Origin of the sequence: Kitasatospora sp. NPDC059160 (assembly GCF_042755465.1) — a bacterium.
Classification (GTDB): domain Bacteria; phylum Actinomycetota; class Actinomycetes; order Streptomycetales; family Streptomycetaceae; genus Kitasatospora.
Genome location: NZ_JBHZCN010000107.1, coordinates 1 through 25,625 on the forward strand (window position 1 = coordinate 1; position 25,625 = coordinate 25,625).

Below are 25,625 nucleotides of genomic sequence, written 5' to 3' on the forward strand. Positions count from 1 at the left end.
GCCTCGTACTGGACGTACTTGGGCGATTCGGGCGTGCGTCCAGGCGGGATGCCCGGCGTCGCGCGCCTGGCAAGATCCGCCGGACAGGCCCTAGGGCCGACGCGGTGGTGCACGGCGGCAGGGCTGCATGACTATGCCGGGCAGTGGGTGACGTTTCACACATGGACGTCGCGCGCTGCCCGGCATCGTCTCATCATCCGGGCCTCTGAGCCGCGGATTCCCATCCGGGGAGCCCGGTCCCGGGATGGATTCCCAGGCGTTCAAGATCGGCTCGTGTGGCGATCCGGTTTCGCCCCTGTTTCAGGCCGGGGGCGGCCGGGCACAATCGTCGGGACGTGCACTGTGGCACGTCCTCTTCTCCGGCCCCCTGACCTGCGCGTCCGTCCGCCATATGGACGGGATATTCCGCTTCTCGGGATCCTGGGCATCATGTAACTTGCACGACATCGATTCACCGCATCAGGGCCAACGTCGTCCCTACTTGCACCAACTTGCCGAAAGACGACGACGGGAGAGCCGATGCTGTCTGCATCCATGCACTCCGCCAACGAGCCCCAGGCCGGCGCCGCCCGCCAGCCGTACGCGCTCGTGCCGGATGCGCGACCTGCTGCTCAGGGCCTGTACGACCCGCGGAACGAGCACGACGCCTGCGGCGTCGGTTTCGTCGCCACGCTGACCGGCATCGCCGACCACACCATCGTCGAGCAGGCGCTGAACGTCCTGCGCAACCTGGAGCACCGCGGCGCCACCGGCGCCGAGCCGGACTCCGGTGACGGCGCGGGCATCCTGACCCAGGTCCCGGACGCGTTCCTGCGCGGCAAGGTCGACTTCGAGCTCCCGGCCGCCGGCTCCTACGCGGTGGGCATCGCCTTCCTCCCGGACGAGGACGAGGCCGCCGGTGCCGCCGTCGCGCGGATCGAGGCCATCGCGGCCGAGGAGGACCTGACCGTCCTCGGCTGGCGCGACGTGCCGGTCACCCCGGACCTGCTCGGCGCCACCGCGCGCAGCGTGATGCCGCGCTTCCGGCAGGTCTTCTTGGCCCAGGAGGGCCGGTCGGGGATCGAGCTGGACCGCGTCGCCTTCGTCGTCCGCAAGCGGGCCGAGCGCGAGGCCGGGGTGTACTTCCCGTCGCTGTCCGCCCGCACCATCGTCTACAAGGGCATGCTGACCACCGGCCAGCTGGAGCCCTTCTTCCCCGACCTGTCGGACCGCGGCTACGCGTCCGCCATCGGCCTGGTGCACTCGCGGTTCTCCACCAACACCTTCCCGAGCTGGCCGCTCGCCCACCCGTACCGCTTCGTCGCGCACAACGGCGAGATCAACACGGTGAAGGGCAACCGCAACTGGATGCGGGCCCGGGAGTCGCAGCTCGCGACGGACCTGATCCCAGGGGACCTGTCGCGGATCTTCCCGATCTGCACGCCGGACCACTCGGACTCCGCGTCCTTCGACGAGGTCCTGGAACTGCTGCACCTCGGCGGCCGCTCGCTGCCGCACTCGGTGCTGATGATGATCCCGGAGGCGTGGGAGAACCACGCCACCATGGAGCCGGCCCGCCGCGCCTTCTACCAGTACCACTCCAACCTGATGGAGCCCTGGGACGGCCCGGCCTGCGTCACCTTCACCGACGGCACCCAGATCGGCGCCGTGCTCGACCGCAACGGCCTGCGCCCGGCCCGCTACTGGATCACCGAGGACGGCCTGGTCGTCCTCTCCTCCGAGGTCGGCGTGCTCGACATCGACCAGGAGAAGGTCACCCGGAAGGGCCGCCTCCAGCCCGGCCGGATGTTCCTGGTGGACACCGTCCAGGGCCGGATCGTCGAGGACGAGGAGATCAAGTCCGCCCTCGCCGCCGAGCACCCCTACCAGGAGTGGGTCGGCGCCGGGCAGATCCAGCTCGCCAAGCTGCCCGAGCGCGAGCACATCGCCCACACCCACGCCTCCGTCACCCGCCGCCAGCAGACCTTCGGCTACACCGAGGAGGAGCTGCGCGTCATCCTGGCGCCGATGGCCAGGACCGGCGCCGAGGCGCTCGGCTCGATGGGCACCGACTCGCCGATCGCCGCCCTGAGCGAGAAGCCGCGGCTGCTCTTCGACTACTTCGTGCAGCTCTTCGCTCAGGTCACCAACCCGCCGCTGGACGCCATCCGCGAGGAGCTCGTCACCTCGCTGCTGTCCAACCTCGGCCCCGAGGGCAACCTGCTGGTCGCCGAGTCCGCCTCCTGCCGCTCCGTCGGCATCACCTTCCCGGTGATCGACAACGACGAGCTGGCCAAGCTGGTCCACGTCAACGCCGACGGCGACCAGCCCGGCCTGAAGGCCGTCACGCTGTCCGGCCTGTACAAGGTCGCCAGCGGGGGAGCGGGCCTGGCCGCGCGGCTGGCGGAGATCGCCGCCGAGGCCGACGCCGCGATCGCCGACGGTGCCCGGATCATCGTGCTCTCCGACCGGCACTCCGACGCCGAGCACGCCCCGATCCCCTCGCTGCTGCTTACCTCCGCGATCCACCACCACCTGATCCGCACCAAGCAGCGCACCCAGGTGTCGCTGCTGGTCGAGGCCGGTGACGTGCGCGAGGTGCACCACGTCGCGCTGCTGATCGGCTACGGCGCCGGGGCCGTCAACCCCTACCTGGCGATGGAGTCGGTCGAGGACCTGGTCGCGCAGGGCGTCTTCATCCAGGGCGTCGAGGCCGAGAAGGCGATCAAGAACCTGATCAAGGCGCTCGGCAAGGGCGTGCTCAAGGTGATGTCCAAGATGGGCATCTCCACCGTCGCCTCCTACCGCGGCGCCCAGGTCTTCGAGGCCATCGGCCTCTCCCAGGGCCTGGTCGACGCCTACTTCGCCGGCACCACCAGCAAGCTCGGCGGCATCGGGCTGGAGGAGGTCGCCAAGGAGACCGCCGCCCGGCATGCCAAGGCGTACCCGGCCTCCGGCATCCCGGCCGCGCACCGCGCGCTGGACATCGGCGGCGAGTACCAGTGGCGCCGCGAGGGCGAGCCCCACCTGTTCGACCCGGACACCGTCTTCCGGCTCCAGCACTCCACCCGCAACCGCCGCTACGACATCTTCAAGCAGTACACGGACCGGGTGAACGAGCAGTCCGAGCGGCTGATGACGCTGCGCGGCCTGTTCCAGCTGGACGGCCTCGACCGGGAGCCGATCCCGGTGGAGGAGGTCGAGCCGGTCTCCGAGATCGTCAAGCGCTTCTCCACCGGCGCGATGTCGTACGGCTCCATCTCGCTGGAGGCCCACGAGACCCTCGCCATCGCGATGAACCGCCTCGGCGGCAAGTCCAACACCGGCGAGGGCGGCGAGGACCCGGACCGCCTGTACGACCCCGAGCGCCGCTCGGCGATCAAGCAGGTCGCCTCCGGCCGCTTCGGCGTCACCTCCGAGTACCTGGTCAACGCCGACGACATCCAGATCAAGATGGCCCAGGGCGCCAAGCCCGGCGAGGGCGGCCAGCTGCCCGGCCACAAGGTCTACCCGTGGGTCGCCAGGACCCGGCACTCCACGCCGGGCGTCGGCCTGATCTCGCCGCCGCCGCACCACGACATCTACTCGATCGAGGACCTGGCCCAGCTGATCCACGACCTCAAGAACGCCAACCCGGCGGCCCGCATCCACGTGAAGCTGGTCTCCGAGGTCGGCGTGGGAACGGTCGCGGCCGGCGTCTCCAAGGCGCACGCCGACGTGGTGCTGGTCTCCGGCCACGACGGCGGCACCGGCGCCTCGCCGCTCACCTCGCTCAAGCACGCCGGCGGCCCCTGGGAGCTCGGCCTCGCCGAGACCCAGCAGACGCTGCTGCTGAACGGGCTGCGCGACCGCATCGTCGTCCAGACCGACGGCCAGTTGAAGACCGGCCGCGACGTGGTCATCGCCGCGCTGCTCGGCGCCGAGGAGTTCGGCTTCGCCACCGCCCCGCTGGTCGTCTCCGGCTGCATCATGATGCGCGTCTGCCACCTGGACACCTGCCCGGTCGGCGTCGCCACCCAGAACCCGGTGCTGCGCGAGCGCTTCTCCGGCAAGCCCGAATTCGTGGTCAACTTCTTCGAGTTCATCGCCGAGGAGGTCCGGGAGATCCTGGCCTCGCTGGGCTTCCGCTCGATCGAGGAGGCCGTCGGCCGCGCCGAGCACATCAACGCCCAGGCCGCCGTGGACCACTGGAAGGCCGCCGGGCTCGACCTGGCCCCGCTCTTCCACGTGCCCGAGCTGCCCGAGGGCGCCGCCCGGCACCGCACCACCGAGCAGGACCACGCGCTGGACAAGGCCCTGGACAACCAGCTGATCACGCTGGCCGAGGACGCCCTGGAGCGCGGCGAGTCGGTGCGGATCCAGCTGCCGGTCCGCAACGTCAACCGCACCGTCGGCACCATGCTCGGCCACCAGGTGACCAAGCGGTACCGCGGCGAGGGCCTGCCGGAGGGGACCATCGACGTCACCCTCACCGGCTCCGCCGGACAGTCCTTCGGCGCCTTCGTGCCGAAGGGGATCACCCTGCGGCTGGAGGGCGACGCCAACGACTACGTGGGCAAGGGGCTCTCGGGCGGCGTGGTCGTCGTCCGCCCGGCCCGCGAGGCCGCGGCCATCGGCAACGACGCCCAGAACCACGTCATCGCCGGGAACACCATCGGCTACGGCGCCACCTCCGGCCGGATCCACCTGCGCGGCAAGGCCGGTGAGCGCTTCGCCGTCCGCAACTCCGGCGCCACCCTCGTCGTCGAGGGCGTCGGCGACCACGGCCTGGAGTACATGACCGGCGGCCGGGTCGTCATCCTCGGCGAGACCGGACGCAACCTCGCGGCCGGCATGTCCGGCGGTGTCGCGTACGTCCTGGACCTGCGCCCCGCCAACGTCAACGACGGCATGGTGGGCATCGAGGCCCCGACCGCCGCCGACCGCGAATGGCTGCGCGAGACCGTGCAGCAGCACTACGAGGAGACCGGCTCCACCGTCGCCGCCGAGCTCCTGGCCGACTGGGGCAGCGGGGTCTCCCGCTTCTCCACGATCATGCCGACCGACTACAAGGCAGTGCTCGCCGCCAAGGACGCCGCCGAGCGCGACGGTCTCTCCGAGACCGAGACCACTCGCAAGATGATGGAGGCGGCACATGGCTGACCCCAAGGGCTTCCTGACCACGCCCAAGCAGCTGGCGGAGCGCCGCCCGGTCGACGTGCGGATCAAGGACTGGAACGAGGTCTACGTCGAGCGCAGCCTCCTGCCGATCATCACGAAGCAGGCCGGCCGCTGCATGGACTGCGGCATCCCGTTCTGCCACAACGGCTGCCCGCTCGGGAACCTCATCCCCGAGTGGAACGACCTCGCCTACCGCGAGGACTTCACCGGCGCCATCGAGCGGCTGCACGCCACCAACAACTTCCCGGAGTTCACCGGGCGGCTGTGCCCGGCGCCCTGCGAGTCGGCGTGCGTGCTCGGCATCAACCAGGACGCGGTGACCATCAAGAACGTCGAGGTCACCATCATCGACAAGGCCTGGGATCGTGGCGGGGTCACCCCGCAGGTCCCGGAGCGCCTCTCCGGCAAGACCGTCGCCGTCGTCGGCTCCGGCCCGGCCGGCCTGGCCGCCGCCCAGCAGCTCACCCGGGCCGGGCACACCGTGGTGGTGTACGAGCGCGCCGACCGGATCGGCGGACTGCTGCGCTACGGCATCCCCGAGTTCAAGATGGAGAAGCGCCACATCAACCGCCGCATCGAGCAGATGCGGGCCGAGGGCACCCGCTTCCGCACCGGCGTGCACGTCGGCGAGGACATCACCGGGCAGGACCTGCGGTCGCGCTTCGACGCCGTGGTGATCGCCGCCGGCGCCACCACCGCCCGCGACCTGCCGGTGCCCGGACGCGAGCTCAAGGGCGTCCACCAGGCGATGGAGTACCTGCCGCTGGCCAACAAGGTCCAGGAGGGCGACCTCGTCGACTCCCCGATCAGCGCCAAGGGCAAGCACGTGGTCGTCATCGGCGGCGGCGACACCGGCGCCGACTGCGTCGGCACCGCCCACCGCCAGGGCGCCCTCTCCGTCACCCAGCTGGAGATCATGCCGCGCCCCGGCGAGGAGCGGCCCGGCCACCAGCCCTGGCCCACCATGCCGATGACCTACAAGGTCACCTCCGCGCACGAGGAGGGCGGCGAGCGGATCTACTCCGTCAACACCACCCGCTTCACCGGCGACGAGGACGGCAACGTCCAGGAACTGCACCTGGTCGAGGTCGAGTTCAAGGACGGCCGGTTCGAGCCCGTGCCCGGCACCGAGCGGGCCCTGCCGGCCCAGCTGGTCACCCTGGCCATGGGCTTCACCGGGACGGACGTGAAGAACGGCCTGGTCGAGCAGCTCGGCGTCGACCTCGACACACGCGGTAACATTGGCCGCGACGGCCGGTTCGCCACCAATGTCGATGGCGTGTACGTCTGCGGAGACGCCGGCCGTGGCCAGTCACTGATCGTCTGGGCCATCGCGGAAGGCCGTTCGGCCGCCGCCGCGGTGGACAAGCACCTGGGCGGCAAGACCCCGCTTCCCGCCCCGATCCGGCCCACCGACCGCCCCCTGGTGGTCTGACGGCCGACGGTCCGACCGGCCCACCCCGAACCCCCGGCGCCGCATCGCCGGGAGCTCAACCCGCTGCCCCCGCCAGCGTCGCCGGGCCAACGCGGTCTCCTGGCGCCTGCCCTCTTCCCCGACCAGTTGGAGGGCGGGCGCCGTCGCGTTCCCGAAGGTGCTCCCTTCGCGTTCCCGGAGGCGTTCCTCTTCGCGTCCCCGAACGCGTTCCCGAAGGCGTTCCCGAACGCGTTCCCGAAGGCGTTCCCTTGCGCGTTCCCGGAGGGTCGCCGGGGCTTCCCGGCGGGTTCCGCAGCGCGTTCCCAGGCTCCTCTCACCCGCGCCCCGCCGGGGCTCTCACCCACCCCTTACCAGGGCTCCCACCTGCGCTCCCACCCGCACCCGCGTGCGTACACCGACGGTCGCCTCACAGCTTTCTCCCAGGCTTCGCACCGCGACCGGAATGCGACCCGGCACGGGCTGTTGTTCGTCAGTGCCAGGTGGCAGACTGCGGCCGACGGCCGGGGGGCTGCACGAGTGCGGAGGTTGACTTCGATGGGCACGACTCAGGCAGGCGGAGGCGCCACCGTACGGCGCCTGCTGCTCGGCAGCCAGCTGCGCAAGCTCCGCGAGACCAGAGGCGTCAGCCGCGAGGAGGCCGGGTACTCGATCCGTGCCTCCGAGTCCAAGATCAGCCGGATGGAACTCGGCCGGGTCGGCTTCAAGGAACGCGACGTCGCCGACCTGCTCACCCTCTACGGCGTCGACGCCGAACAGGAACGGGCCAACGTCCTCGGCCTCGTCCGGGAGGCCAACGCCACCTCCTGGTGGCACGACTACGGCGACGTGCTGCCCGCCTGGTTCCAGAACTACCTCGGCCTGGAAGAGGCCGCCGCCGAGATCCGCAGCTACGAGGTCCAGTTCGTGCACGGGCTGCTGCAGACCGCCGACTACGCCCGCGCCGTCGTCCACGCCGGCTGCCACGGCCTCCGCGACGACGAGGTCGAACGCCGGGTCGAGGTGCGGCGCAAGCGCCAGGACCTGCTCACCGCCGACCACCCGCCGCACCTGTACGCCGTCCTCGACGAGGCCGCGCTGCGCCGCCCCTGGGGCGGGCCCGAGCTGATGCGCGGCCAGCTCGACACCCTCCTCCAGCTCTCCGAACTGCCCAACGTGCGCCTCCAGGTGCGCCCGCTCGGCGGCGCCGCGCTGAGCGCCGAGAGCGGTGCGTTCAGCGTGCTGGGCTTCGCCGAGGCCGAACTCGCCGACGTCGTCTACCTGGAGCAGTTCACCACCGCCCTCTACGTGGACAAGCCCGCCGAGGTCGCCTCGTACCGGCAGGCCATGGACGGACTGGTCGCCGAGAGCCTCGGACCCGAACGGACCCGCGATCTTCTGCTCTCCGTACGCCAAGAGCTTTGACACATCAGTACGATGAGCTCCCATCAGGTCGGGCACGAGAGGGATCAGATGTCGTACTTCTCCGAGTTGGCGCTGCAGTACATCGACGGCGAATGGTGCAGCGGCAGCGGCTCCTGGGACATCGTCGACGTCGACCCCTACACCGGGGACAAGCTGGCCACCATCACCGTGGCCACCGTCGCCGAGGTCGACCGGGCCTACCGCGCCGCCGAGCGCGCCCAGCGCACCTGGGCCGCCACCAACCCCTACCAGCGCCGCCTGGTCTTCGAGCGGGCGCTGCGGCTGCTGGAGGAGCGCGAGGGCGAGATCGTCCGGGCCGTGATGGCCGAACTCGGCGGCACCGCGCTCAAGGCCGGCTTCGAACTCTCCCTGGTCAAGGACGTGCTGCGGGAGTGCCTGCACCTGTCGGTGGCCACCGAGGGCCGGCTGCTGCCCTCGCCCGCCCCCGGCAAGGAGAACCGCCTCTACCGGCTGCCGGTCGGCGTGGTCGGCGTGATCAGCCCGTTCAACTTCCCGCTGTTCCTCGGCCTCAAGGCGATCGGTCCGGCGCTCGCCCTCGGCAACGGCGTGGTGCTCAAGCCGCACCAGGAGACCCCGATCGTCGGCGGCAGCCTGATCGCCAAGCTCTTCGAGGACGCGGGCCTGCCGCCCGGCCTGCTCAACGTCGTCATCACCGACATCGCGGAGATCGGCGACAGCTTCCTGGAGCACCCGGTGCCCAAGGTGATCTCCTTCACCGGCTCCGACCAGATCGGCCGGCACGTCGCCACCGTCGCCGCCGCGCACTTCAAGCGGACGGTGCTGGAACTCGGCGGCAACAGCGCGCTGATCGTCCTGGACGACGCCGACGTCGACTACGCCGTGGACGCCGCCGTGTTCAGCCGCTTCGTCCACCAGGGCCAGGTCTGCATGGCCGCCAACCGGGTGCTGGTGGACCGGCGGGTGCTCGCCGAGTTCACCGAGAAGTTCGTCGCCAAGATCGCCTCGCTGACCGTCGGCGACCCCCGGGACCCGGCCACCCACATCGGCCCGCTGATCAACGCCGTCCAGGCCGACGCCATCAACGCCCAGGTCGACCAGGCCGTCGCCGGCGGCGCCACCGCGCTGCTCCGCGGGGCCACGGCCGGCAGCCTGATGGCGCCCACCGTGCTCACCGGCCTGGCCGAGGACGCGCCCATCCTGCAGCGCGAACTCTTCGGCCCGGTCGTCCTGCTGGTGCCCTTCGACGGCGAGGAGGAGGCCGTCCGGCTGGCCAACCACACGCCCTTCGGGCTCAGCGGCGCGGTGCACACCGCGGACGTCGAGCGCGGGGTGCGGGTCGCCCAGCGGATCGAGACCGGCATGATCCACGTCAACGGCGGGACCATCGCGGACGAGCCCGGGGTGCCCTTCGGCGGGGAGAAGAACTCCGGCCTCGGGCGGCTCAACGGGGAGTACACGGTGGACGCCTTCACCACGGTGAAGTGGATCTCGGTGCAGCACGGGCGGGCGCAGTTCCCGTTCTAGGCGCTCCCGTTCCGTGCGTTCCCGTTCCGTGCGCTCCTGTTCCAGGCGATCCCGTTCCGGGAGGTGCGGGCGCTCACGCGGCCCTGGCCTCCCGGCGGTAGCCGCCGGGGGCCAGGCCGAACTCCCGCTTGAACGCCTTCGCGAAGGCGTACTCCGAGCCGTACCCGGTCCTCGCGGCCACCGCCGTCAGCGGCGCCTCCGACTCGCGCAGCAGCCGGGCGGCGGTGGTCATCCGCCAGCGGGTCAGGTACGCCATCGGGGGCTCGCCCACCAGCGAGGTGAAGCGGCGGGCGAAGGCGGCCCGGGACAGGCCCGCCCGCTCCGCCAGGGACTCCACCGTCCACGGGGTCGACGGCGCCTCGTGGATGGCCGCCAGGGCCGGCGCCACCGCGGCGTCCCGCAGCGCGGCCGCCCAGCCCGCGGAGTCCGCGGCGGGGCGGTCCTCGAACCAGGCCCGCAGGATGTACAGCAGCAGCGAGTCGATCAGCGCCGGGACGATGCCGGCCGAGCCGATCCGCGGGTTCTCCAGCTCGGCGCCCAACAACTGGACGGCGGCCGCCAGTTCGGGGTGCCGGCCGTGCCGGGTCGGCAGCTGGATCAGGGCCGGCAGCTGGCGGACCATCGGGTGCGGCCGGGCCTGGTCCAGGTGGTAGTTGCCGCACAGCAGGCTGGTGCGGGCGCCGTCCCCGCCGATCGTCACGGTGCCGATCGGCGAGCCGTCCTCCACCCGGCAGGCCCGGGCGTCCACCGGCGGGGTGTCCGGGCTGTCCGCCAGGACGTGGCCCCGGGCGTCCCGCAGGAACACGACGTCCCCCGGGCTGAGCGGCACCGGGGCGCCCCCGATCTCCGGATCCACCGGGACCAGCCAGCAGGTGCCGTACAGCACCACGTGGAAGCCCGCCCCCACCACCGGGGGCAGCCGCAGCGCCCACGGCGCCCGGCCCTCGGTGCGCACGGACGCGGGGTGCGCCGTGCGCATCGACGCCAGTGCCTCGCTCAGGATGTCCACGACCCGCCCCCGGTGTTGTTCGTCGCCACGCCTCAGTCGACGGTCAGGACGACCTTGCCCCGGACGCTACCGGAGCCGACCAGCTCGTGCGCCCGGGCCGCCTCGTCGAGCGGGAACGACGCGGCGACGTGCGGGCGGATCCGGCCCTCGTCCACCAGCGCGGCGAGCGCCTCCAGGGAGGCGTAGTCGGGCTCGACGGAGACGCCCGCGAAGGTCCGCCCGGCGGCCTCGATCTCGGCGGCCAGCCCCAGGTTCCAGTGCTCCATGATGCTGACCAGCGTGCCGCCCGGCTTGAGCACCGCCAGGGCGCGGGTCCCCTCGGAGGAGGAGTCGAGGACGACGTCGACGTCGGAGACGGCCTCGGTGTAGTCGGTGGTCCGGTAGTCGATCACCTCGTCGGCGCCGAGCTCCCGCAGGAAGGCGTGCTTGGGCTCGCTCGCCAGCGCGATCACGTACGCGCCCCGGGCCTTGGCGATCTGCACGGCGAGGTGGCCGACGCCGCCGGCCGCGCGGTGCACCAGCACCCGGTCGCCCTCGCCGACCCCCGCCCGGTCGACCAGGCCCTGCCAGGCGGTCAGCGCGGCCAGCGGCAGCGCGGCGGCCTCGGCGTGGTCCAGGGAGGCGGGCTTGCGGGCCAGTTGGCGGGACGGCGCGGCCACGTACTCGGCGTACGCGCCGGCGGCCCGGGGGAAGAACGGCATCCCGTACACCTCCTCGCCGACCCGGTAGCGGGCGCCGGGGGCGGCCTCCTCGACCACCCCGGAGACGTCCCAGCCCACCGTGAACGACGGCTCGCCGAGCAGCGGGAGCGCCCCGGAGCGCACCGCCAGGTCCACCGGGTTCACCCCGGCCGCCTTCACCCGCACCAGCACCTCGCCGCTGCGCAGCGTCGGACGCTCCACCTCGGCCACCCGCAGGACCTCCGGGCCGCCGAACTCCTTCTGCACGATCGCACGCATCGCCACTCACCCTCGTCCGGTCCACCACCGGCCCCCCGTGGGGCCGTTCTCGATGTGTTCAACGGTAGGGAGACCGGACGAGCGGATGAATATCCCCAAGTCTTCGCTGGATGTCCGATCGTCTCGCCGGAGGAGCGGATCAGACGGGGTAGCGGACGAGGGCGTCGGTGGCGAGCTCGAAGTCGAAGGGGGCAGGGACGGGGACGCGGTCGCCGAACTTGCCGTTCCACTGCTGGTGGTAGCCGCCGTCGGAGGGCTCGGAGTAGAGGGTGATGTCGCCCTCGCGCGGGTCGATCAGGAGGTACAGCGGGATGCCCATCAACGGGTAGTCCCGGACCTTGCCGACGATGTCGTTCTCCGGGTTGGACGGGGAGACGATCTCGACTGCGATGGGCGCCTGTTCGGCAGGGATCTGGTTACCGCTCGAGTCCAGGGGAATGTACGTGAGGTCCGGGTTGCGTAGCTTGCCCACGTTGGGGGATGCGAGGTCCGAGTTCTCGCTCGGCATCATGCCGGACGGGCGGTGCGCATCGAACTGCTCGCGGATCAGCAGGAGATTGCGCTGATGGATCGCGGACGGGCCGGCCATCATGATGATCTCGTCGCCGGAGATCTCGATCTTCCATCCGGCCGGGGGAGTCAGGCTCTGCGCGTACTCGAGCAGCCGGGCGTGCCGGTCGGGGATCTGGAACTCGCTCATGGCTCCATTCTTCCACCGGGGAACGGCACGAAGGCCGTCCGCGCGGGGGCGGACGGCCTTCGTGGGGAGAGGCGTGACTAGAACACCGGCTGGCCGGCGCGGACGAGGCGCCAGGAGTTGGTGAAGAAGTCGGCGGGGTCGATGACGCCCTTGGCCTTGACCCAGGCGATCATGGTGTTGCGGATCTCGTCGGAGTTCGTCCAGACCACCTTGGCGGTGGCGACGTGCGGGAAGTTGCCGCCGCCGTTGGCGCGGTAGTTGTTGACCGCGAACACGAACTGGGCGGTGGGGTCGATCGGCTTGCCCTGGTAGGACAGGTTGACGATCCGGCTGCCCTTGGGCTGGGCGATGTCGATGTCGTAGCTCAGGCCGTAGACCGAGTCGTAGTTGTAGTCCGGGGTGGTCTCGGCGCCGGTCATGGCGTTCTTGTCGACCGGGGCGCCCGGGGCGAGCTGGTAGTAGTACTTGGCCGAGAACTCCAGGTAGTCCTTGAGCTGGGCGCCCGTCAGGACGCGGGCCTCCAGGGTGTTCTCGTAGATGTACAGGCCGGCCGCGTCGCGCAGCTTGACCTGGCCGGCCGGGATCAGCGCGGTGCGGTTGAACGGGGCGGCCTGGGCCAGGACCGGGAGGTTGGCGTACTGCCCGCCCGCCAGCGCGGCCTTGACGGCGTCGGCCTGGACCTTGCCGATCAGGTCGATGATCGGGGTGGCCTTGAACCGGGCCTCGGCGATCGACAGTTCGATCTTGCTGGTGCCGATGTTCTGGTTGACGTACGCGACGGTCTTCCTGTGCTGCTCGAGGATCGCGTTGCTGATCTCCGGGTTCTCCGGCACGGTGTTGGAGTTCAGCACCCGGGAGGAGACCGAGGCGACCTTCCAGTGGCCGTCGACGAACTCGACCTCGAAGTCGAAGCAGCTCAGGCGCTGGCCCCAGCACAGCGGCTCGGAGAGCACGACCGTCTTGCCGGTCTTCTTGTTGACGAGGAGACGCTGGGCGACCTCCTTGTGGGTGTGGCCCACCAGCACCGCGTCGATGTCCGGGACGGTCTGGGCCATCTCGCCGGAGGCGTCCTCGGGCCAGGGCAGCTGGTCGCCGTAGGTGGTCGGCTCGTCGATGCCGGAGTGGGCGGAGACCACGATGACGTCCGCGCCCGCGGCCTTCATCCGGGGCACGTACTTGGCGGCGGTCTCGACGATGCCCGGGAAGACCATCTGCCCGGCCACGTTGGCCTTGTCCCAGATCGCGATGCCGGGGTTGGTGAGGCCGAGGATACCGACCTTGATCGGGGTGTCCTCGTCCAGCCACACCTCCTTGATCACGTACGGCTTGAAGGCCGGCTTCTCGTTCTTCGCGTGCAGGGCGTTGGCGCCGAGCAGCGGGAACTCCAGCTGGTCCTCGAAGGCCTTCACGGTGGGGATGCCGTAGTTGAACTCGTGGTTGCCGAGCGCGGCGGCGTCGTAGCCCATGAGGTTCATGGCGACGGCCATCGGGTGGTCCGGCACGTTGTCGCCGTCGGTGGCGATCGGCTCGACCCGGGCGTAGTAGTAGGACAGCTGGGTGCCCTGGATGATGTCACCGGAGTCGATGAGCAGGCAGCGGTCCCAGCCCTTCTCCTCGCGGACCTGGTTGGCCAGGGTGGAGATCTTGGCGAGGCCGACCGCGTTGTGGGCCTGGTCGACGTACTCGGCGTCGGTGAAGTAGTCCCAGTTGAGGACCCGGCCGTGCAGGTCGGTGGTGCCCATGACGGTGAAGGCCTGGCGGCGGGGCTGCTTCTTCTTGCCCTTGGCGGCCGCCGTGTCCGGCTCGGCGGCCGCGGCGGCGGGGGCGGCGGCGACGACGGCTCCGCCGGTCAGGGCGGCGCCGGCGGCGGTGGCGGCGGACCGGGTGACGAAGTCACGGCGGTTCAGCGACATGGACGACTCTCCCGAGTGGGGAACGACGGCGGATGGGCCGTCAAGTGGTGTGCGGATGAGGTGCGTGGCGCGTCCGCGAGAGCGGTGACGCGCGTAGAAGGACGCGCGTAGAAGTGTGCCGTGCGAGCCGGGCCGCTGGATAGCCCTCCGACGTTTCCAACAGGTGAGATCTTGGCGACTCGTTCGTGACCGGGATGGGCGGAGAAAGGGGTGGTACCGGGGCGGGACGGTCGAATTCCGGCCACCCCGTTCCCTGCCGACGGCCACCCCTTCCCCGCCTCCGGGGTTCGCTGCTCCGCCTCCGGGCCGGCCCGTCGGAGGGTCAGCCCAGTTCGGCGGAGAGCTGCTTCACCTCCCGGCCCAGCTCCGCCGCCGGGTCCGGCGCGTCCGGCTCCGCCCACGGCAGCCAGGCCCGGGCCCGCAGGTAACCGTCCACCGCGACCGGCAGCCGGTGCCGGACGATCGGGTCGACCACCGCACCGGGCCCCGCCTCGCGCAGCGCCACCAGCAGGGTGTCCACCCCGGCCGAGGCCGGCAGCGGGACGCTCGCCAGGTAGCCGGTCAGCACCTCCAGCTCGGTGTGCACCGGAACGGGCCGCGGCGGGGTGGGCGGCTCCGGCGGCTCAGGCGGTTCCGGCGGTTCGGGCCGCGCCGTCCGGCCGGGCGCCAGCAGCGCGCCCACCCCGTACAGCCCCGCCACCACCCCCGGCCACCACGACCCGCCCAGGCCCGCGAAGTGCAGCCCCAGCCCGACCGCCCCGCCCCCGCAGCCGGCCAGGTTCCTGGTCGACTCCAGGTAGCCCAGCAGCAGCCGGCCCATCCCGGCGCGGTTACTGGTAGCCACGGATCTCCTCGAACACCCCGTCCAGCGAACCCCCGCCGTCGAACAGCTTGCCCCCGCTCACGTCCGCGATCCCCTGCAACTGGCTCACCGCCGCCTCCCCGAACTTGATCGGGAACACCGGGATCGACTTCTCCGTCGACGGCAGCCCGTCGTGGAAGCGCTTGAAGTCCCCGTCCGTCGCGCCCTCGTTGCTCTCCCCGTCCGTCATCAGCACGATCGAGGTGAACCGGTCGTCCCCCGCCGCCTTCTGCTGCGTCTCGATCACCCGGTACGCCTGCTCCAGCGAGTCGTACAGCGCCGTACCGCCCTCGGCCCGCAGCGACTGGACGTCGGCGTTGATCGACGCCAGCTCGGACTCCGGACCGGGCCGGCTCCCCGAAGCCGGGACGACATGGGTCTTCGACCACTTCACCGAGGACGCGAAGGAGATCAGCGTCACCTCCTCGCGGTCCCGGAAGCGGCGCAGCCCCCGGGTGTCGTCCGTGCCGGTCAGCCGGCCCAGCGCCGCCTTGAGCGAGGCCAGCCGCTGGCCGTCCATCGAACCCGAGGTGTCCAGCACGTACACCGTCCGGGACGGGCGGCGCAGTTCGTTCTGGTACGAGGCCAGCAGGCCGTCCGCCACCTCCCGGGTGCCCGGGAACGGCAGCTCGCGGCGGCGGTCGGCGGGCAGCCCCGCCGCCGGGGCCACCCCCGCCGTCACCGGGCGGCGCAGCGTCAGCTCCGAGATGCGCTTCTGCACGTCCTCCTTCAACAGGTAGCCGACCAGCCGCTGGAAGGACTCCCGCTCGCCCTGCCCCGCCGAGGACAGCAGCGACAGCGGGTAGTCCGCCGACACCACGCCGTCCACCGGGCGCACCACCGTCAGCCGCTGGTCCGCCGGCAGGGTCCGGTTCAGCGACAGCAGCACCGACTCGTAGTTCACCAGGGCGCCGACCCGGCCCGGCTCGGCCTTGGCGTAGGCCTGCGCCAGCCAGCCCGAGGAACCCGAGGTCAGCTTCTGGCCGGTGAAGAACTGCTTCAACTGCGGCGTCGCCTTCTGCACGTCCGGCGCGGTCAGCGCCGCGCCCGCGCCGGAGAACGCCGAGGCCACCGCGACCAGCGCGGAGAAGCCGGAGTTGGAGCGCGACGGGTCGGACATCCCGTACGACAGCTTCCCGGCCGCGGCCGCGTCGCCGATCTGCGCCCAGGTCACCTTCGAACCGTCCCCCCAGCCCAGGTCGGCGAGGACCGAGGACCGCACCCCCACGGCCACCGGGGAGACCATCACCGGGGTCTCCGACAGCACCTTGGACCGGCCGGCCGGATCCAGCCGCAGGTACTGGTTCGACGGGAACCAGACCGCGTCGTACTTGCCGTCCGCCCGACCGGCGGAGATGGTGTCCGCGCCGTCCAGCGTGCCGCCGAACGCGAGTTGGACCGTCACCCCGGTCGCCTTCCGGGCGTCGTCCAGGACCGGTTGCAGGTCCTGGAGTTCACTGCCGGCCAGGACCCGCAGCACCCCGGGGCGCGCGGTCCCGGCCAGCGTGCCGGACGGGTCCGGGGGCGGCGTCGGCCCCGGGGCCGGCGAGGAGGTGCAGGCGGCCAGCGCGGCGAGCACCGCCGCCAGCACGCCGGCCAGCCGGGCGGGCCGCTTCGTCCGGAGGTTCACTTCGGGCTCCCCTTCGCCGCCTTGGTCAGCTTGGTCAGGTTGTCCAACGACGGGACGGTCGCCTGCTTCACCTTCGCCGCGTTCAGGTCCTGGGCGAGGACCGGCTGCTTGACGCCCTTCACCCGGTCGGCGAACGCGTCGTGGCCGGCCTGCGGACGGAAGCCGAACCTGATCTCCAGGGCGATCAGCGCCGGGTCGTTCTGCAGCAGCCCGGCCAGCTTCCGGCCGTTCTCGGTGCGGGCGATGATCGTGTGGTCCGAGTACGCCGTGGTGTCCGGGTACATCACCACCATGTCCCCGGTCGGCTGGCCCTGCACCGCCATCGCGGCGACCTGCGACTCGTAGCCGAAGATCAGCGGATTGCCGACCCCCGCCAGGAAGTCCCGGAACGGCTCGTCACTGCTGCTCTTCTGGCCGCCCTGCAACGCCGTCGCCTGGTACAGCACCGGCCGGGCCGCCTCCACGCCCTGGTCGTCGGAGACCACCAGGTTGCCGTTCAGGACGTACGACAGCAGCGCGACGTAGAGCGCGCCCGAGGACGAGCTCTCCGGATCGGTGGTGGTGACGAAGATCGGGCCCGACAACTCCGCGTGGCCCTTCGCGCCCGGCAGGTCCTGCCACTTGCTGCCCTTCTTGAGGGCGTTGACGTACTCGTCCATCCTGAACGTCCAGACGCCGCTCGCATCGTCCAGCGCCGCCAGGTTGCTGTCCCGCAGGATCTGCGCGACCGGCGCGTGCGCCACCACCACCAACGGCGAGTAGAACGGCACCAGCGGAGAGTCCTGCAACCCCCAGTTGCGCTGGATCTCGCGGGCCGGAGCCGTGCTCGCCGGAAAGGCGAAGTCCAGCCCGGACGCGCTCCGCGCCTGCTCGCTCATCGTCCAGGAACCGGTCGAATCGGCGTGCACCTCCACGCCCTGCTTCGCCAACTCGGCCTTCACCTCCGGGCTTTCGAAGAACGCCCGCTTCTCCGAACCGATCAGCCCGGTGACCGCGACCGTCCTCACCGGATCGGCCCCCCCGCCGTCCGGGACCAGCGCGTACGTCACCCCGCCCAACAGGGCCAGGGCCGCGATCACCCCCAGAGCGCGTCGTCTCATCGCGCGCGCCTCCCCCCTCATCGCCGCAACACCCCCGGGTGCGACACCCGGGGGTGACGAGCGTCCCGCCGGGCGGGGAGCGCGGACGGAAGGTGCGGTGAACCGGGGGTGAACACCGTTTCACGGAATCGCATCGGCCGGGGCACCCGGGAGACGCCCGGGGACGGCCCTCGCACACCGGTCCGAGGATGTGTCAGATTGTTCAACTCGCCTTACGGCAAAGGTCATCCCGCAATCCGGACCCGCGTCGAGGTTACGCACCGGTAATGCCTACCCTCAGCAGTATGCGCCGAGCAAAAATCGTCTGCACCCTCGGGCCGGCCACCGACTCGTACGACCAGATCAAGACCCTGGTCGACGCCGGAATGGACATCGCCCGATTCAACCTCAGCCACGGCACCCACGCCGAGCACGAGGAACGCTACCGTCGGGTCCGCAAGGCCGCCGACGAGACCGGCCGGAGCGTCGGCGTCCTCGCCGACCTCCAAGGCCCGAAGATCCGACTCGACACCTTCGCCCACGGGCCCGTACTCCTCGAACGCGGCGACGAGTTCACCATCTCCACCGACAACGGCGTCGTGGGGGACAAGGACATCTGCGGCACCACCTACGCCGGCCTCGCCGGCGACGTCAGCCGCGGCGAACGCATCCTCGTCGACGACGGCCGCGTCACCCTGGAGGTCGTCGCCGTCGACGGACCGCGGGTGCGGTGCCTCGTCATCGAAGGCGGACTCGTCTCCGACCACAAGGGCCTCAACCTCCCCGGCGTCGCCGTCTCCGTCCCCGCACTCAGCGACAAGGACGTCGCCGACCTGCGGTGGGCGCTGCGCACCGGCGCCGACCTGATCGCGCTCTCCTTCGTCCGCAGCGGGCGCGACATCGAGGACGTGCACCGAGTGATGGCCGAGGAGGGACGCCACGTCCCGGTCATCGCCAAGATCGAGAAGCCGCAGGCGGTCGAGAACCTCGACTCCATCGTGGACGCCTTCGACGGCATCATGGTGGCCCGCGGGGACCTGGGCGTGGAGATGCCCCTCGAACAGGTCCCGCTGGTCCAGAAGCGCGCCGTCAAACTGGCCAGGCGCAACGCCAAGCCCGTCATCGTGGCGACCCAGATGCTCGACTCGATGATCAACGCCTCCCGGCCCACCCGCGCCGAGGCCTCCGACGTCGCCAACGCGGTGCTGGACGGCACCGACGCGGTGATGCTCAGCGGCGAGACCTCCGTCGGCAAGTTCCCGGTCGAGACCGTCAAGACCATGGGCCGGATCATCGAAGCCGCCGAGAACGACATCCTGGCCGCGGGCCTGCCCCCGCTGACCACCGGCAGCAAGCCGCGGACCCAGGGCGGCGCCGTCGCCCGCGCGGCCGCCGAGATCGGCGACTTCCTGCACGCCAAGTACCTGATCGCCTTCACCCAGTCCGGCGACACCGCCCGGCGGCTCACCCGCTACCGCTCTCCCATCCCGGTGCTCGCCTTCACCTACGAACCGGCCGTCCGCAGCCAACTAGCCCTCACCTGGGGCGTGGAGACCTTCCTCGGCCCCTTCGCCCCGACCACCGACCAGATGGTCGAACAGGTCGACGCGGCGCTGCTCTCCCTCGGCCGCTGCCAGAAGGGCGACATCGTCGTCATCACCGCCGGCTCCCCGCCCGGCCTGGCCGGCTCCACCAACCTCGTCCGCGTCCACCACGTGGGGACCCTGGACGACTGAGCGGTACTCGAACGGTTGCGCGTGGGCGGCGTCCCCCGTTGGGAGGGATGCCGCCCGTGGGCCGTCGGATCCGCGTGAGAGCGTGCTGGCGTCTCCATAACATCCGTGTTATGACTTGGGGAGAGGTGGAACTCGAACCGGAGGTTCGGGACTGGATCCGCGCACTGAGCCAGGACGATCAGGAGACGGTCGCCTTCTACGTCGAACTGCTCGCCGTCCGCGGGCCCTTGCTGAGCGAGCCGCACAGTCGGCAACTCGACGGCAAACTCCGGGAACTGCGCTTCCACCTGAACGAATCGGACCTGCGGATCACCTACTGGATCGCGTCGGGCAGGAGGATCATCCTGCTGACGGTGTTCCGCAAGACCCGGATGCGGGAGGCCGGCGAGGTCGACCGCGCGAGACGGGCGTTGCGCCGTTGCGTGGCCGAGCAGCACACCGTTGACGAGGACGAGGAGTGGGCGAGATGAGCGAGCGCACGTCCTGGCGCGCCATGCGTGAGGAGATTCTGAACCGTCCCGGCGCCGGCGCGGCGTACGAGGCCGCGCGGATCCGGTTCGAGCTCGGGGAGAAGGTCAGGCTGCGCCGGGAGGCCCTCGGCATGACCCAGGCACAGCTGGCCGCGGCGATCGGCATGCAGCAGCCGGCGGTGGCGCGGTTCGAGGCCGGAGCAACGATGCCCACGATCGTGGTTCTGGAGCGGTTCGCCGAGGCGCTCGGCATGAGGCTCACGGTCGAGCTGGAGCCGCTGGACCGGGCGAGCTGAGACGCGCGGTGAAATAGCAAAGGCAAGGCAGTGGGGAACCCCGGGACAGGACACCGGGAACGGTGGAAAGCAGCCTATAAAGCGGTCTATTGCGAAGTGTGCCGGGTGCGGGATTCGAACCCGCAAGCCCTTTCGGGCAGATGTGTTTGAGACATCCGTGTATGCCGTTCCACCAACCCGGCGGGGTCAGTCCCGACAGAGCATACCGGCTGTGTGCGGTTGGCCGCTGCTAGGTACCCTCAATTACCGCAGGACCCCGCCGGAACTAGGAGCCCCGTGAGCACCGCCGACGAGCAGGCACAGCCGCTTGAGACCGATATGCCCCAGATCACCCGGATCGTGATCGCCGAGGACGAGGCGCTGATCCGTCTCGACCTCAAGGAGATGCTCGAAGAGGAGGGGTACACCGTCGTCGGTGAGGCCGGGGACGGGGAGACGGCGGTGCGGCTGGTGCAGGAGCTCAAGCCGGATCTGGCGATCTTCGACGTGAAGATGCCGATCCTGGACGGGCTGTCGGCCGCCGAGCAGATCCACGAGCAGCACCTGGCGCCGGTGCTGATGCTGACGGCGTTCTCGCAGCGGGAGCTGGTGGACCGGGCGCGGGACGCCGGGGCGATGGCGTACATCGTGAAGCCGTTCTCGAAGTCGGACCTGGTGCCGGCGATCGAGATGGCGGTGTCGCGGTACACCGAGATGCGGGAGCTGGAGAAGGAGATCGGGGATCTCACCCAGCGGCTGGAGACCCGGAAGCTGGTGGACCGCGCCAAGGGTGTGCTGCAGACGAAGTTCGGGCTGAACGAGCCGGCCGCGTTCCGGTGGATCCAGAAGACCTCGATGGACCGGCGGATGACGATGGCGGCGGTGGCCGAGGCGGTCATCGAGGAGGGCGAGGCCCAGGACCGCAAGAAGGCCGACGAGGCCGACAAGCCGGAGTAGCGGAGTGTGGAAGGGCCCGGCGGATCGGATCCGCCGGGCCCTTCGCGTGTGCGGGGTCAGTCCTCGCCGAGGTAGGCCTTGCGGACGGACTCGTCGTGGAGGAGGTCGGCGCCCGTCCCGGAGAGGACGATGCGGCCGGTCTCCATGACGTAGCCGCGGTCGGAGAGCGACAGGGCGGCCTGGGCGTTCTGTTCGACCAGGAGGATGGTCGTGCTGCTGGCCTTGAGCTCGACGATGGTGGACATGATCTTCTGCATCATCAGCGGGGAGAGGCCCATCGAGGGCTCGTCCAGCATGAGCAGCTTGGGCTGGGACATCAGGGCCCGGCCCATGGCGAGCATCTGCTGCTCGCCGCCGGACAGCGTGCCGGCGGCCTGCTTGCGGCGTTCGCCGAGGATCGGGAAGAGGGTGTAGGCCCGTTCCACGTCGGCCTGGATGCCGGCGGTGTCGGTGCGCAGGAAGGCGCCGAGGAGGAGGTTCTCCTCGATGGTCATGCGGGGGAAGATGTGCCGGCCCTCGGGGGAGTGGGCGAGGCCGAGGGCGACGATCTTGTGGGCGGGGACGGTGCTGAGGTCCTGGCCGTCGAAGGTGATCCGGCCGGAGGTGGGCTTGAGGAGGCCGGAGAGGGTGCGCAGGGTGGTGGTCTTGCCGGCGCCGTTGGTGCCGATGAGGGTGGTGACCTCGCCCTGTTCGACGGTGAAGCTGATGCCCTTGACGGCTTCGATCTTGCCGTAGGCGACGCGGAGGTCCTCGACCTCGAGGAGTGCGGTCACTTGGGGTCCTCCGGTGTTGCGGGGGTTTCGAGCGGGGCGCCGAGGTAGGCGGTGATGACGCGTTCGTCGTTCTGGACGGTCTCGCGGTCGCCTTCGACGATCTTCTGGCCCTGGACGAGGACGGCGGTGCGGTCGCAGAGGTTGAAGATGAACCGCATGTCGTGCTCGATGACGAGGATGGAGATGCCGCGGTCGCGGATGGCGAAGACGAGTTCCTCGGCGGCGCGGGTCTCCTGCGGGTTCATGCCCGCGGTGGGTTCGTCGAGGAGCAGCAGGCCGGGGTCGGAGGCGAGGGCGCGGGCGATCTCCAGCTTGCGCTGTTCGCCGTAGGGGAGGTTGCGGGCGAGGTGGTCGGCCTTCTCGGCGAGGCCGGTGAAGGCGAGGAGTTCCATGGCCTTCTCGCGGCTCTCGGCCTCGGCGCGGTGGTAGCGGGGGCCGCGGAGGATGGCGGCGAAGATGCCTTCCTTGGTGCGGCTGTGCCGGCCGACGAGGACGTTCTCCAGGACGGTCATGTTGGCGAAGAGCCGGATGTTCTGGAAGGTGCGGGCGATGCCGGCCTGGGTGACGAGGTGGGGCTTGGGGGGCAGTTGGGTGCCGCGGTAGCGGACGGTGCCCTCGGTGGGGACGTAGAGGCCGGTGAGGCAGTTGAAGAAGGTGGTCTTGCCGGCGCCGTTGGGGCCGATGAGGCCGATGATCTCGCCCTCGCCGACGGTGAGGGAGACGTCGTTGACGGCGGTGAGGCCGCCGAAGCGCATGGTGACGCCGGTGACGTCGAGCAGGGGGGTTGCGGTCGGTGGCGTTGCGGTGGTGGTCATCTGGCGCGTCACGCCCCTGCCTTGGTGAGTGCGCCCGGTTCGCCGGTGGGCTGGGCCGGGATGGCGGCTTCGTGGAACTCGAGTTGGCGGCGCCGGTTGGGGATGAGTCCTTCGGGGCGCACGCGCATCAGGACGATGAGGGCGGCGCCGAAGGCGAGGAGCTGGTAGTCGGAGAGGAATTCCAGCTTCTTGGGGATGAGGAAGAGGAGGGTGGCGCCGGCCAGGGGGCCGCTGATGGTGCCCATGCCGCCGAGGATGACGGCGGCGAGCAGGAAGGCGGAGTTGGGCGGGAGGGCCTCGGCGAAGGTGTACTGGTCGGGGGTGACGGTGTAGCTGACGTGGGCCTGGACGGTGCCGGCCAGGCCGGCGAGGCAGGCGCCGAGGGCGAAGGCGAGGAGCTTGAGGCGGAAGCCGTTGATGCCCATGGCCTCGGCGGCGGTCTCGTCCTCGCGGATGGCGACCCAGGCGCGGCCGATGCGGGAGTTGCCGACGCGGGCGAAGATCAGTACGACGACGGCGGTGACCAGCAGCATCAGCAGGTAGTAGTTGGAGAAGCGGCCGAGTTCGATGCCGGCGACGGTGTGCGGCTTGCCGAGGTCGAAGCCGAAGATCTCCAGGTCGGGGATGCGGGGGATGCCGTTGGAGCCGTTGGTGATCTTGGGGCCGGTGGTGCCGTTGAGGTTGAGCATGGTGATGCGGAAGATCTCGCCGAAGCCGAGGGTGACGATGGCGAGGTAGTCGCCGCGCAGCCGCAGGGTGGGGGCGCCGATCAGGACGCCGAAGACCATGGAGACGGCGGCGCCGGTGAGCATCGCGGCCCAGAACGGGAACTGGACGTGGATGGGCGAGGCGGGGGAGCCGGAGACCAGGGCGGCGGCGTAGGCGCCGACGCCGAGGAAGGCGACGTACCCGAGGTCGAGCAGGCCGGCCAGGCCGACGACGATGTTGAGGCCGAGGGCGACGGTGGCGAAGATCAGGATGTTGGTGGCGACCGAGGTGTACTGGTCGCTGCTCTGGGTGAAGGGGAAGCTGGCGGCGGCGGCGAAGGCGGCGCCGGTGGTGACCGGGCGGTACTTGACGGTCAGGGCGCGCAGCCGGCCGAGCAGTCCGGACTTGGCGAGGGCGGCGATCGAGGGGGCGGCGAGCAGCAGGTAGCAGATGAAGAGTTCGCCGTACTCGGTGTCGATGCCGAAGGTGATCGCGTACAGGCCGAGTCCGAAGGCCAGGACGATGAGCAGGACCTCGACCCAGGAGGGGAGTTGGCGGGCCGGGGGGAGCGGGCGCTCGACGGTGCCGAGGCGGATCCGGCTGTTGGCGAGGTGGCCGAGCTGGAGCAGCAGGACGACGCCGGCGGCGATGGCGAGGGCGCCGGCGAGGGCGGTCATGACCGGGGCGACGGGCTGGTCGTCGGGGATGGCGTGGGCGGCGAACCAGCCGACGGGCGCGACGGGGACGAGCAGGAAGAGCCGCTTGTCGAGGATGCGCAGCGGGACGGCGGTGCGCCGGTCGAGGGGGAGGCCGAGGGCGCCGGTGATGCCGAGCAGGCCGCCGGCGGCGAGGACCCAGCCGCCGGGTTCGAGGTTGGCGAGGCCGCCGAGTTCGACGGAGATGGCGGTGACGGAGTAGGCGGCGACGGCGAGGGCGCCGGTGGCGGCGTACAGGACGGCGTTGTTGCTGCGGCTGGGGGCGGCCCAGCGCAGGCCGGGGACGCCCTGGCCGGCGAGCAGCAGGACGAGGGTGAGGACGCCGGCGACGACGGCGAGCCACTGGAGCCCGGCGGGGGAGCCGTAGTAGGTGAGGTCGCCGGGGAAGTCGCTGGTCCAGGTCCAGGACATGGCGGCGGAGGCGGCGGTGAGCAGGGCGCCGAGGCCGGTGAGGGCGGTGGCGGCGGTGGCGGGCAGGGGGATGACCGGGGTGGTCTCGGTGCTGGTGGTGGTCATGGTGGTCACGCCCTGTCCGAGACGCGCTCGCCGAGCAGGCCCTGTGGCCGGACGAGGAGTACGAGGATGAGGAGTACGAAGGCCCAGACGTCCTTCCAGGCGCCGCCTCCGAAGAGGTGCATGCCGGGCAGGTGCTGGATGTAGCCGGTGGCGAGGGCTTCGGCGAGGCCGAGGGCGAGGCCGCCGAGCATGGCGCCGTAGATGTTGCCGATGCCGCCGAGGACGGCGGCGGTGAAGGCCTTGAGGCCGAGGATGAAGCCCATCCGGAAGTCGACCTGGCCGCTGCGCAGTCCGTAGGCGACGGCGGCGACGGCGGCGAACGCGGCGCCGATGGCGAAGGCCATGACGATGATGCGGTCGGTGTCGATGCCCATCAGCTTGGCGGTGTCGGGGTCCTGGCTGGTGGCCTGCATGGCGCGGCCGGAGCGGGTGCGGGTGACGAACCAGCCGAGGGCGAGCATGCACAGCGGGGCGGCGATGATCAGGAAGATGTCGCTGCGCTGGATGGTGACGGAGCCGAGGCTGAACGGGTCGCCGGGGAGCTTGGGGAAGACCCTGGCCTTCTTGGCGTCCGGGTAGAAGGAGAAGACGAGCTGCTGGAGGAAGATGGACAGCCCGATCGCGGTGATCAGGGGGGCGAGGCGGGGGGCGTTGCGCAGCGGCCGGTAGGCGAAGCGCTCGGCGGCGACGGCGGTGAGGGTGGAGACCAGGATGCCGGCGATCAGCATGAGGGGTAGGGCCAGCCACAGGGTGGTGCCGCCGGGGAGGGCGAGGTAGGCGGTCAGGGCGCCGAAGCCGCCGACCATGACGATCTCGCCGTGGGCGAAGTTGATGAGCTGGACGATGCCGTAGACCATCGTGTAGCCGATCGCGACGAGTCCGTAGAGGGCGCCGAGGATCAGGCCGTTGGCCAGCTGCTGCGGTAGGTCGTGCACCGCTGGGCCTCCGTAGTGCGTTCGGGGGTGTCCGCGTGGGTGGTGGATGTGGGGGCGGGGGGGGGGGGGCGCGGGGGGGCCCCCCCCCCCG

At 71.0% G+C, this 25,625-nt stretch carries 19 protein-coding genes and 1 tRNA gene; 8 read left to right on the plus strand and 12 right to left on the minus strand.

All coding sequences use genetic code 11. The features are described from left to right. Positions 1-534 precede the first annotated feature (534 nt). The 4 genes from gltB to ACFXOZ_RS33990 all read left to right on the plus strand — a co-directional run bounded on the left by gltB (position 535) and on the right by ACFXOZ_RS33990 (position 9,481). Entirely contained in the window at positions 535-5,121 is a 4,587-nt protein-coding gene (gltB, locus tag ACFXOZ_RS33975; protein WP_375893444.1) for a glutamate synthase large subunit, read from the plus strand. After that, positions 5,114-6,574, plus strand: coding sequence for a glutamate synthase subunit beta (locus ACFXOZ_RS33980; protein ID WP_375893370.1), 1,461 nt, complete (start codon positions 5,114-5,116; stop codon positions 6,572-6,574). The genes gltB and ACFXOZ_RS33980 overlap by 8 nt, the downstream gene beginning before the upstream one ends. A gap of 534 nt (positions 6,575-7,108) precedes the next feature. Beyond that, positions 7,109-7,975 (plus strand): helix-turn-helix domain-containing protein, encoded by an 867-nt coding sequence (locus ACFXOZ_RS33985; protein WP_375893372.1) that lies wholly within the window; start codon positions 7,109-7,111, stop codon positions 7,973-7,975. Between the two features lie 48 nt (positions 7,976-8,023). Next, positions 8,024-9,481 carry an aldehyde dehydrogenase family protein gene (locus ACFXOZ_RS33990; RefSeq protein ID WP_375893446.1) on the plus strand — a complete coding sequence of 486 codons (1,458 nt, stop codon included), beginning with the start codon at positions 8,024-8,026 and terminating at the stop codon, positions 9,479-9,481. Between the two features lie 73 nt (positions 9,482-9,554). Here the strand turns inward: ACFXOZ_RS33990 and ACFXOZ_RS33995 are convergent, their stop codons facing one another. From ACFXOZ_RS33995 to ACFXOZ_RS34025, 7 genes are all read right to left on the minus strand, one after another. Next, positions 9,555-10,490 carry an AraC family transcriptional regulator gene (locus ACFXOZ_RS33995; RefSeq protein ID WP_375893374.1) on the minus strand — a complete coding sequence of 312 codons (936 nt, stop codon included), beginning with the start codon at positions 10,488-10,490 and terminating at the stop codon, positions 9,555-9,557. A gap of 32 nt (positions 10,491-10,522) precedes the next feature. After that, positions 10,523-11,449 (minus strand): NADP-dependent oxidoreductase, encoded by a 927-nt coding sequence (locus ACFXOZ_RS34000; RefSeq protein WP_380527024.1) that lies wholly within the window; start codon positions 11,447-11,449, stop codon positions 10,523-10,525. A 139-nt stretch (positions 11,450-11,588) separates the two neighbouring features. Then, the gene (locus ACFXOZ_RS34005; protein ID WP_380593755.1) at positions 11,589-12,149 is read right to left on the minus strand and encodes a Uma2 family endonuclease; all 561 of its coding nucleotides are present in this window, start codon (positions 12,147-12,149) and stop codon (positions 11,589-11,591) included. A gap of 77 nt (positions 12,150-12,226) precedes the next feature. After that, positions 12,227-14,062, minus strand: coding sequence for a bifunctional metallophosphatase/5'-nucleotidase (locus ACFXOZ_RS34010; protein WP_380593757.1), 1,836 nt, complete (start codon positions 14,060-14,062; stop codon positions 12,227-12,229). Positions 14,063-14,384: 322 nt separating this feature from the next. Further along, positions 14,385-14,906, minus strand: a complete 522-nt coding sequence (locus tag ACFXOZ_RS34015) for a hypothetical protein (RefSeq protein ID WP_380527028.1) — start codon at positions 14,904-14,906, stop codon at positions 14,385-14,387. After that, positions 14,893-16,554 (minus strand): VWA domain-containing protein, encoded by a 1,662-nt coding sequence (locus ACFXOZ_RS34020; protein ID WP_380593759.1) that lies wholly within the window; start codon positions 16,552-16,554, stop codon positions 14,893-14,895. Before ACFXOZ_RS34020 ends, ACFXOZ_RS34015 begins: the two co-directional genes overlap by 14 nt. Beyond that, positions 16,551-17,654 carry a hypothetical protein gene (locus ACFXOZ_RS34025; protein ID WP_380527032.1) on the minus strand — a complete coding sequence of 368 codons (1,104 nt, stop codon included), beginning with the start codon at positions 17,652-17,654 and terminating at the stop codon, positions 16,551-16,553. The genes ACFXOZ_RS34020 and ACFXOZ_RS34025 overlap by 4 nt, the downstream gene beginning before the upstream one ends. A 284-nt stretch (positions 17,655-17,938) precedes the next feature. On the opposite strand from ACFXOZ_RS34025, the gene pyk reads away from it, so the two are divergent. The 3 genes from pyk (at position 17,939) to ACFXOZ_RS34040 (ending at position 20,135) form a co-directional block, all read left to right on the plus strand. After that, positions 17,939-19,369, plus strand: a complete 1,431-nt coding sequence (gene pyk, locus ACFXOZ_RS34030) for a pyruvate kinase (RefSeq protein WP_375893388.1) — start codon at positions 17,939-17,941, stop codon at positions 19,367-19,369. A 110-nt stretch (positions 19,370-19,479) separates the two neighbouring features. Next, complete coding sequence (locus ACFXOZ_RS34035) at positions 19,480-19,839, plus strand: type II toxin-antitoxin system RelE/ParE family toxin (protein WP_380593761.1); 360 nt, start codon at positions 19,480-19,482, stop codon at positions 19,837-19,839. After that, a complete protein-coding gene (locus ACFXOZ_RS34040; RefSeq protein ID WP_375893392.1) occupies positions 19,836-20,135 on the plus strand; it encodes a multiprotein-bridging factor 1 family protein in 300 nt (99 codons plus the stop codon). The genes ACFXOZ_RS34035 and ACFXOZ_RS34040 overlap by 4 nt, the downstream gene beginning before the upstream one ends. A gap of 99 nt (positions 20,136-20,234) precedes the next feature. On the opposite strand, the gene ACFXOZ_RS34045 is transcribed toward ACFXOZ_RS34040, so the two are convergent. Next, positions 20,235-20,317 (minus strand) — tRNA-Leu (locus ACFXOZ_RS34045). Positions 20,318-20,453: 136 nt separating this feature from the next. Between ACFXOZ_RS34045 and ACFXOZ_RS34050 the strand changes: the two genes are divergently transcribed. Then, on the plus strand, positions 20,454-21,071 hold the full coding sequence (locus tag ACFXOZ_RS34050) for an ANTAR domain-containing response regulator (protein WP_375893448.1): 618 nt from the start codon (positions 20,454-20,456) through the stop codon (positions 21,069-21,071). Positions 21,072-21,127: 56 nt separating this feature from the next. On the opposite strand, the gene ACFXOZ_RS34055 is transcribed toward ACFXOZ_RS34050, so the two are convergent. Genes ACFXOZ_RS34055 through ACFXOZ_RS34070 form a run of 4 tightly spaced genes read right to left on the minus strand, consistent with a single transcriptional unit; the run spans position 21,128 to position 25,534 of the window. Then, positions 21,128-21,844 (minus strand): ABC transporter ATP-binding protein, encoded by a 717-nt coding sequence (locus tag ACFXOZ_RS34055; protein ID WP_380593763.1) that lies wholly within the window; start codon positions 21,842-21,844, stop codon positions 21,128-21,130. Then, on the minus strand, positions 21,841-22,659 hold the full coding sequence (locus ACFXOZ_RS34060; RefSeq protein ID WP_375893394.1) for an ABC transporter ATP-binding protein: 819 nt from the start codon (positions 22,657-22,659) through the stop codon (positions 21,841-21,843). Before ACFXOZ_RS34060 ends, ACFXOZ_RS34055 begins: the two co-directional genes overlap by 4 nt. Before the next feature lie 8 nt (positions 22,660-22,667). After that, on the minus strand, positions 22,668-24,599 hold the full coding sequence (locus ACFXOZ_RS34065) for a branched-chain amino acid ABC transporter permease (protein ID WP_380593768.1): 1,932 nt from the start codon (positions 24,597-24,599) through the stop codon (positions 22,668-22,670). A 5-nt stretch (positions 24,600-24,604) separates the two neighbouring features. Continuing rightward, on the minus strand, positions 24,605-25,534 hold the full coding sequence (locus ACFXOZ_RS34070; protein WP_375893396.1) for a branched-chain amino acid ABC transporter permease: 930 nt from the start codon (positions 25,532-25,534) through the stop codon (positions 24,605-24,607). Positions 25,535-25,625 lie beyond the last annotated feature (91 nt).

Bases quoted from the DNA above. Each gene is read 5' to 3' on its own strand.
- gltB (WP_375893444.1), top strand. From the start codon at position 535: ATGCACTCCGCCAACGAGCCCCAGGCCGGCGCCGCCCGCCAGCCGTAC.
- ACFXOZ_RS33980 (WP_375893370.1), top strand. From the start codon at position 5,114: ATGGCTGACCCCAAGGGCTTCCTGACCACGCCCAAGCAGCTGGCGGAG.
- ACFXOZ_RS33985 (WP_375893372.1), top strand. From the start codon at position 7,109: ATGGGCACGACTCAGGCAGGCGGAGGCGCCACCGTACGGCGCCTGCTG.
- ACFXOZ_RS33990 (WP_375893446.1), top strand. From the start codon at position 8,024: ATGTCGTACTTCTCCGAGTTGGCGCTGCAGTACATCGACGGCGAATGG.
- ACFXOZ_RS34000 (WP_380527024.1), bottom strand. From the start codon at position 11,449: ATGCGTGCGATCGTGCAGAAGGAGTTCGGCGGCCCGGAGGTCCTGCGG.
- ACFXOZ_RS34005 (WP_380593755.1), bottom strand. From the start codon at position 12,149: ATGAGCGAGTTCCAGATCCCCGACCGGCACGCCCGGCTGCTCGAGTAC.
- ACFXOZ_RS34010 (WP_380593757.1), bottom strand. From the start codon at position 14,062: ATGTCGCTGAACCGCCGTGACTTCGTCACCCGGTCCGCCGCCACCGCC.
- ACFXOZ_RS34025 (WP_380527032.1), bottom strand. From the start codon at position 17,654: ATGAGACGACGCGCTCTGGGGGTGATCGCGGCCCTGGCCCTGTTGGGC.
- pyk (WP_375893388.1), top strand. From the start codon at position 17,939: ATGCGCCGAGCAAAAATCGTCTGCACCCTCGGGCCGGCCACCGACTCG.
- ACFXOZ_RS34035 (WP_380593761.1), top strand. From the start codon at position 19,480: ATGACTTGGGGAGAGGTGGAACTCGAACCGGAGGTTCGGGACTGGATC.
- ACFXOZ_RS34040 (WP_375893392.1), top strand. From the start codon at position 19,836: ATGAGCGAGCGCACGTCCTGGCGCGCCATGCGTGAGGAGATTCTGAAC.
- ACFXOZ_RS34050 (WP_375893448.1), top strand. From the start codon at position 20,454: ATGCCCCAGATCACCCGGATCGTGATCGCCGAGGACGAGGCGCTGATC.
- ACFXOZ_RS34060 (WP_375893394.1), bottom strand. From the start codon at position 22,659: ATGACCACCACCGCAACGCCACCGACCGCAACCCCCCTGCTCGACGTC.
- ACFXOZ_RS34065 (WP_380593768.1), bottom strand. From the start codon at position 24,599: ATGACCACCACCAGCACCGAGACCACCCCGGTCATCCCCCTGCCCGCC.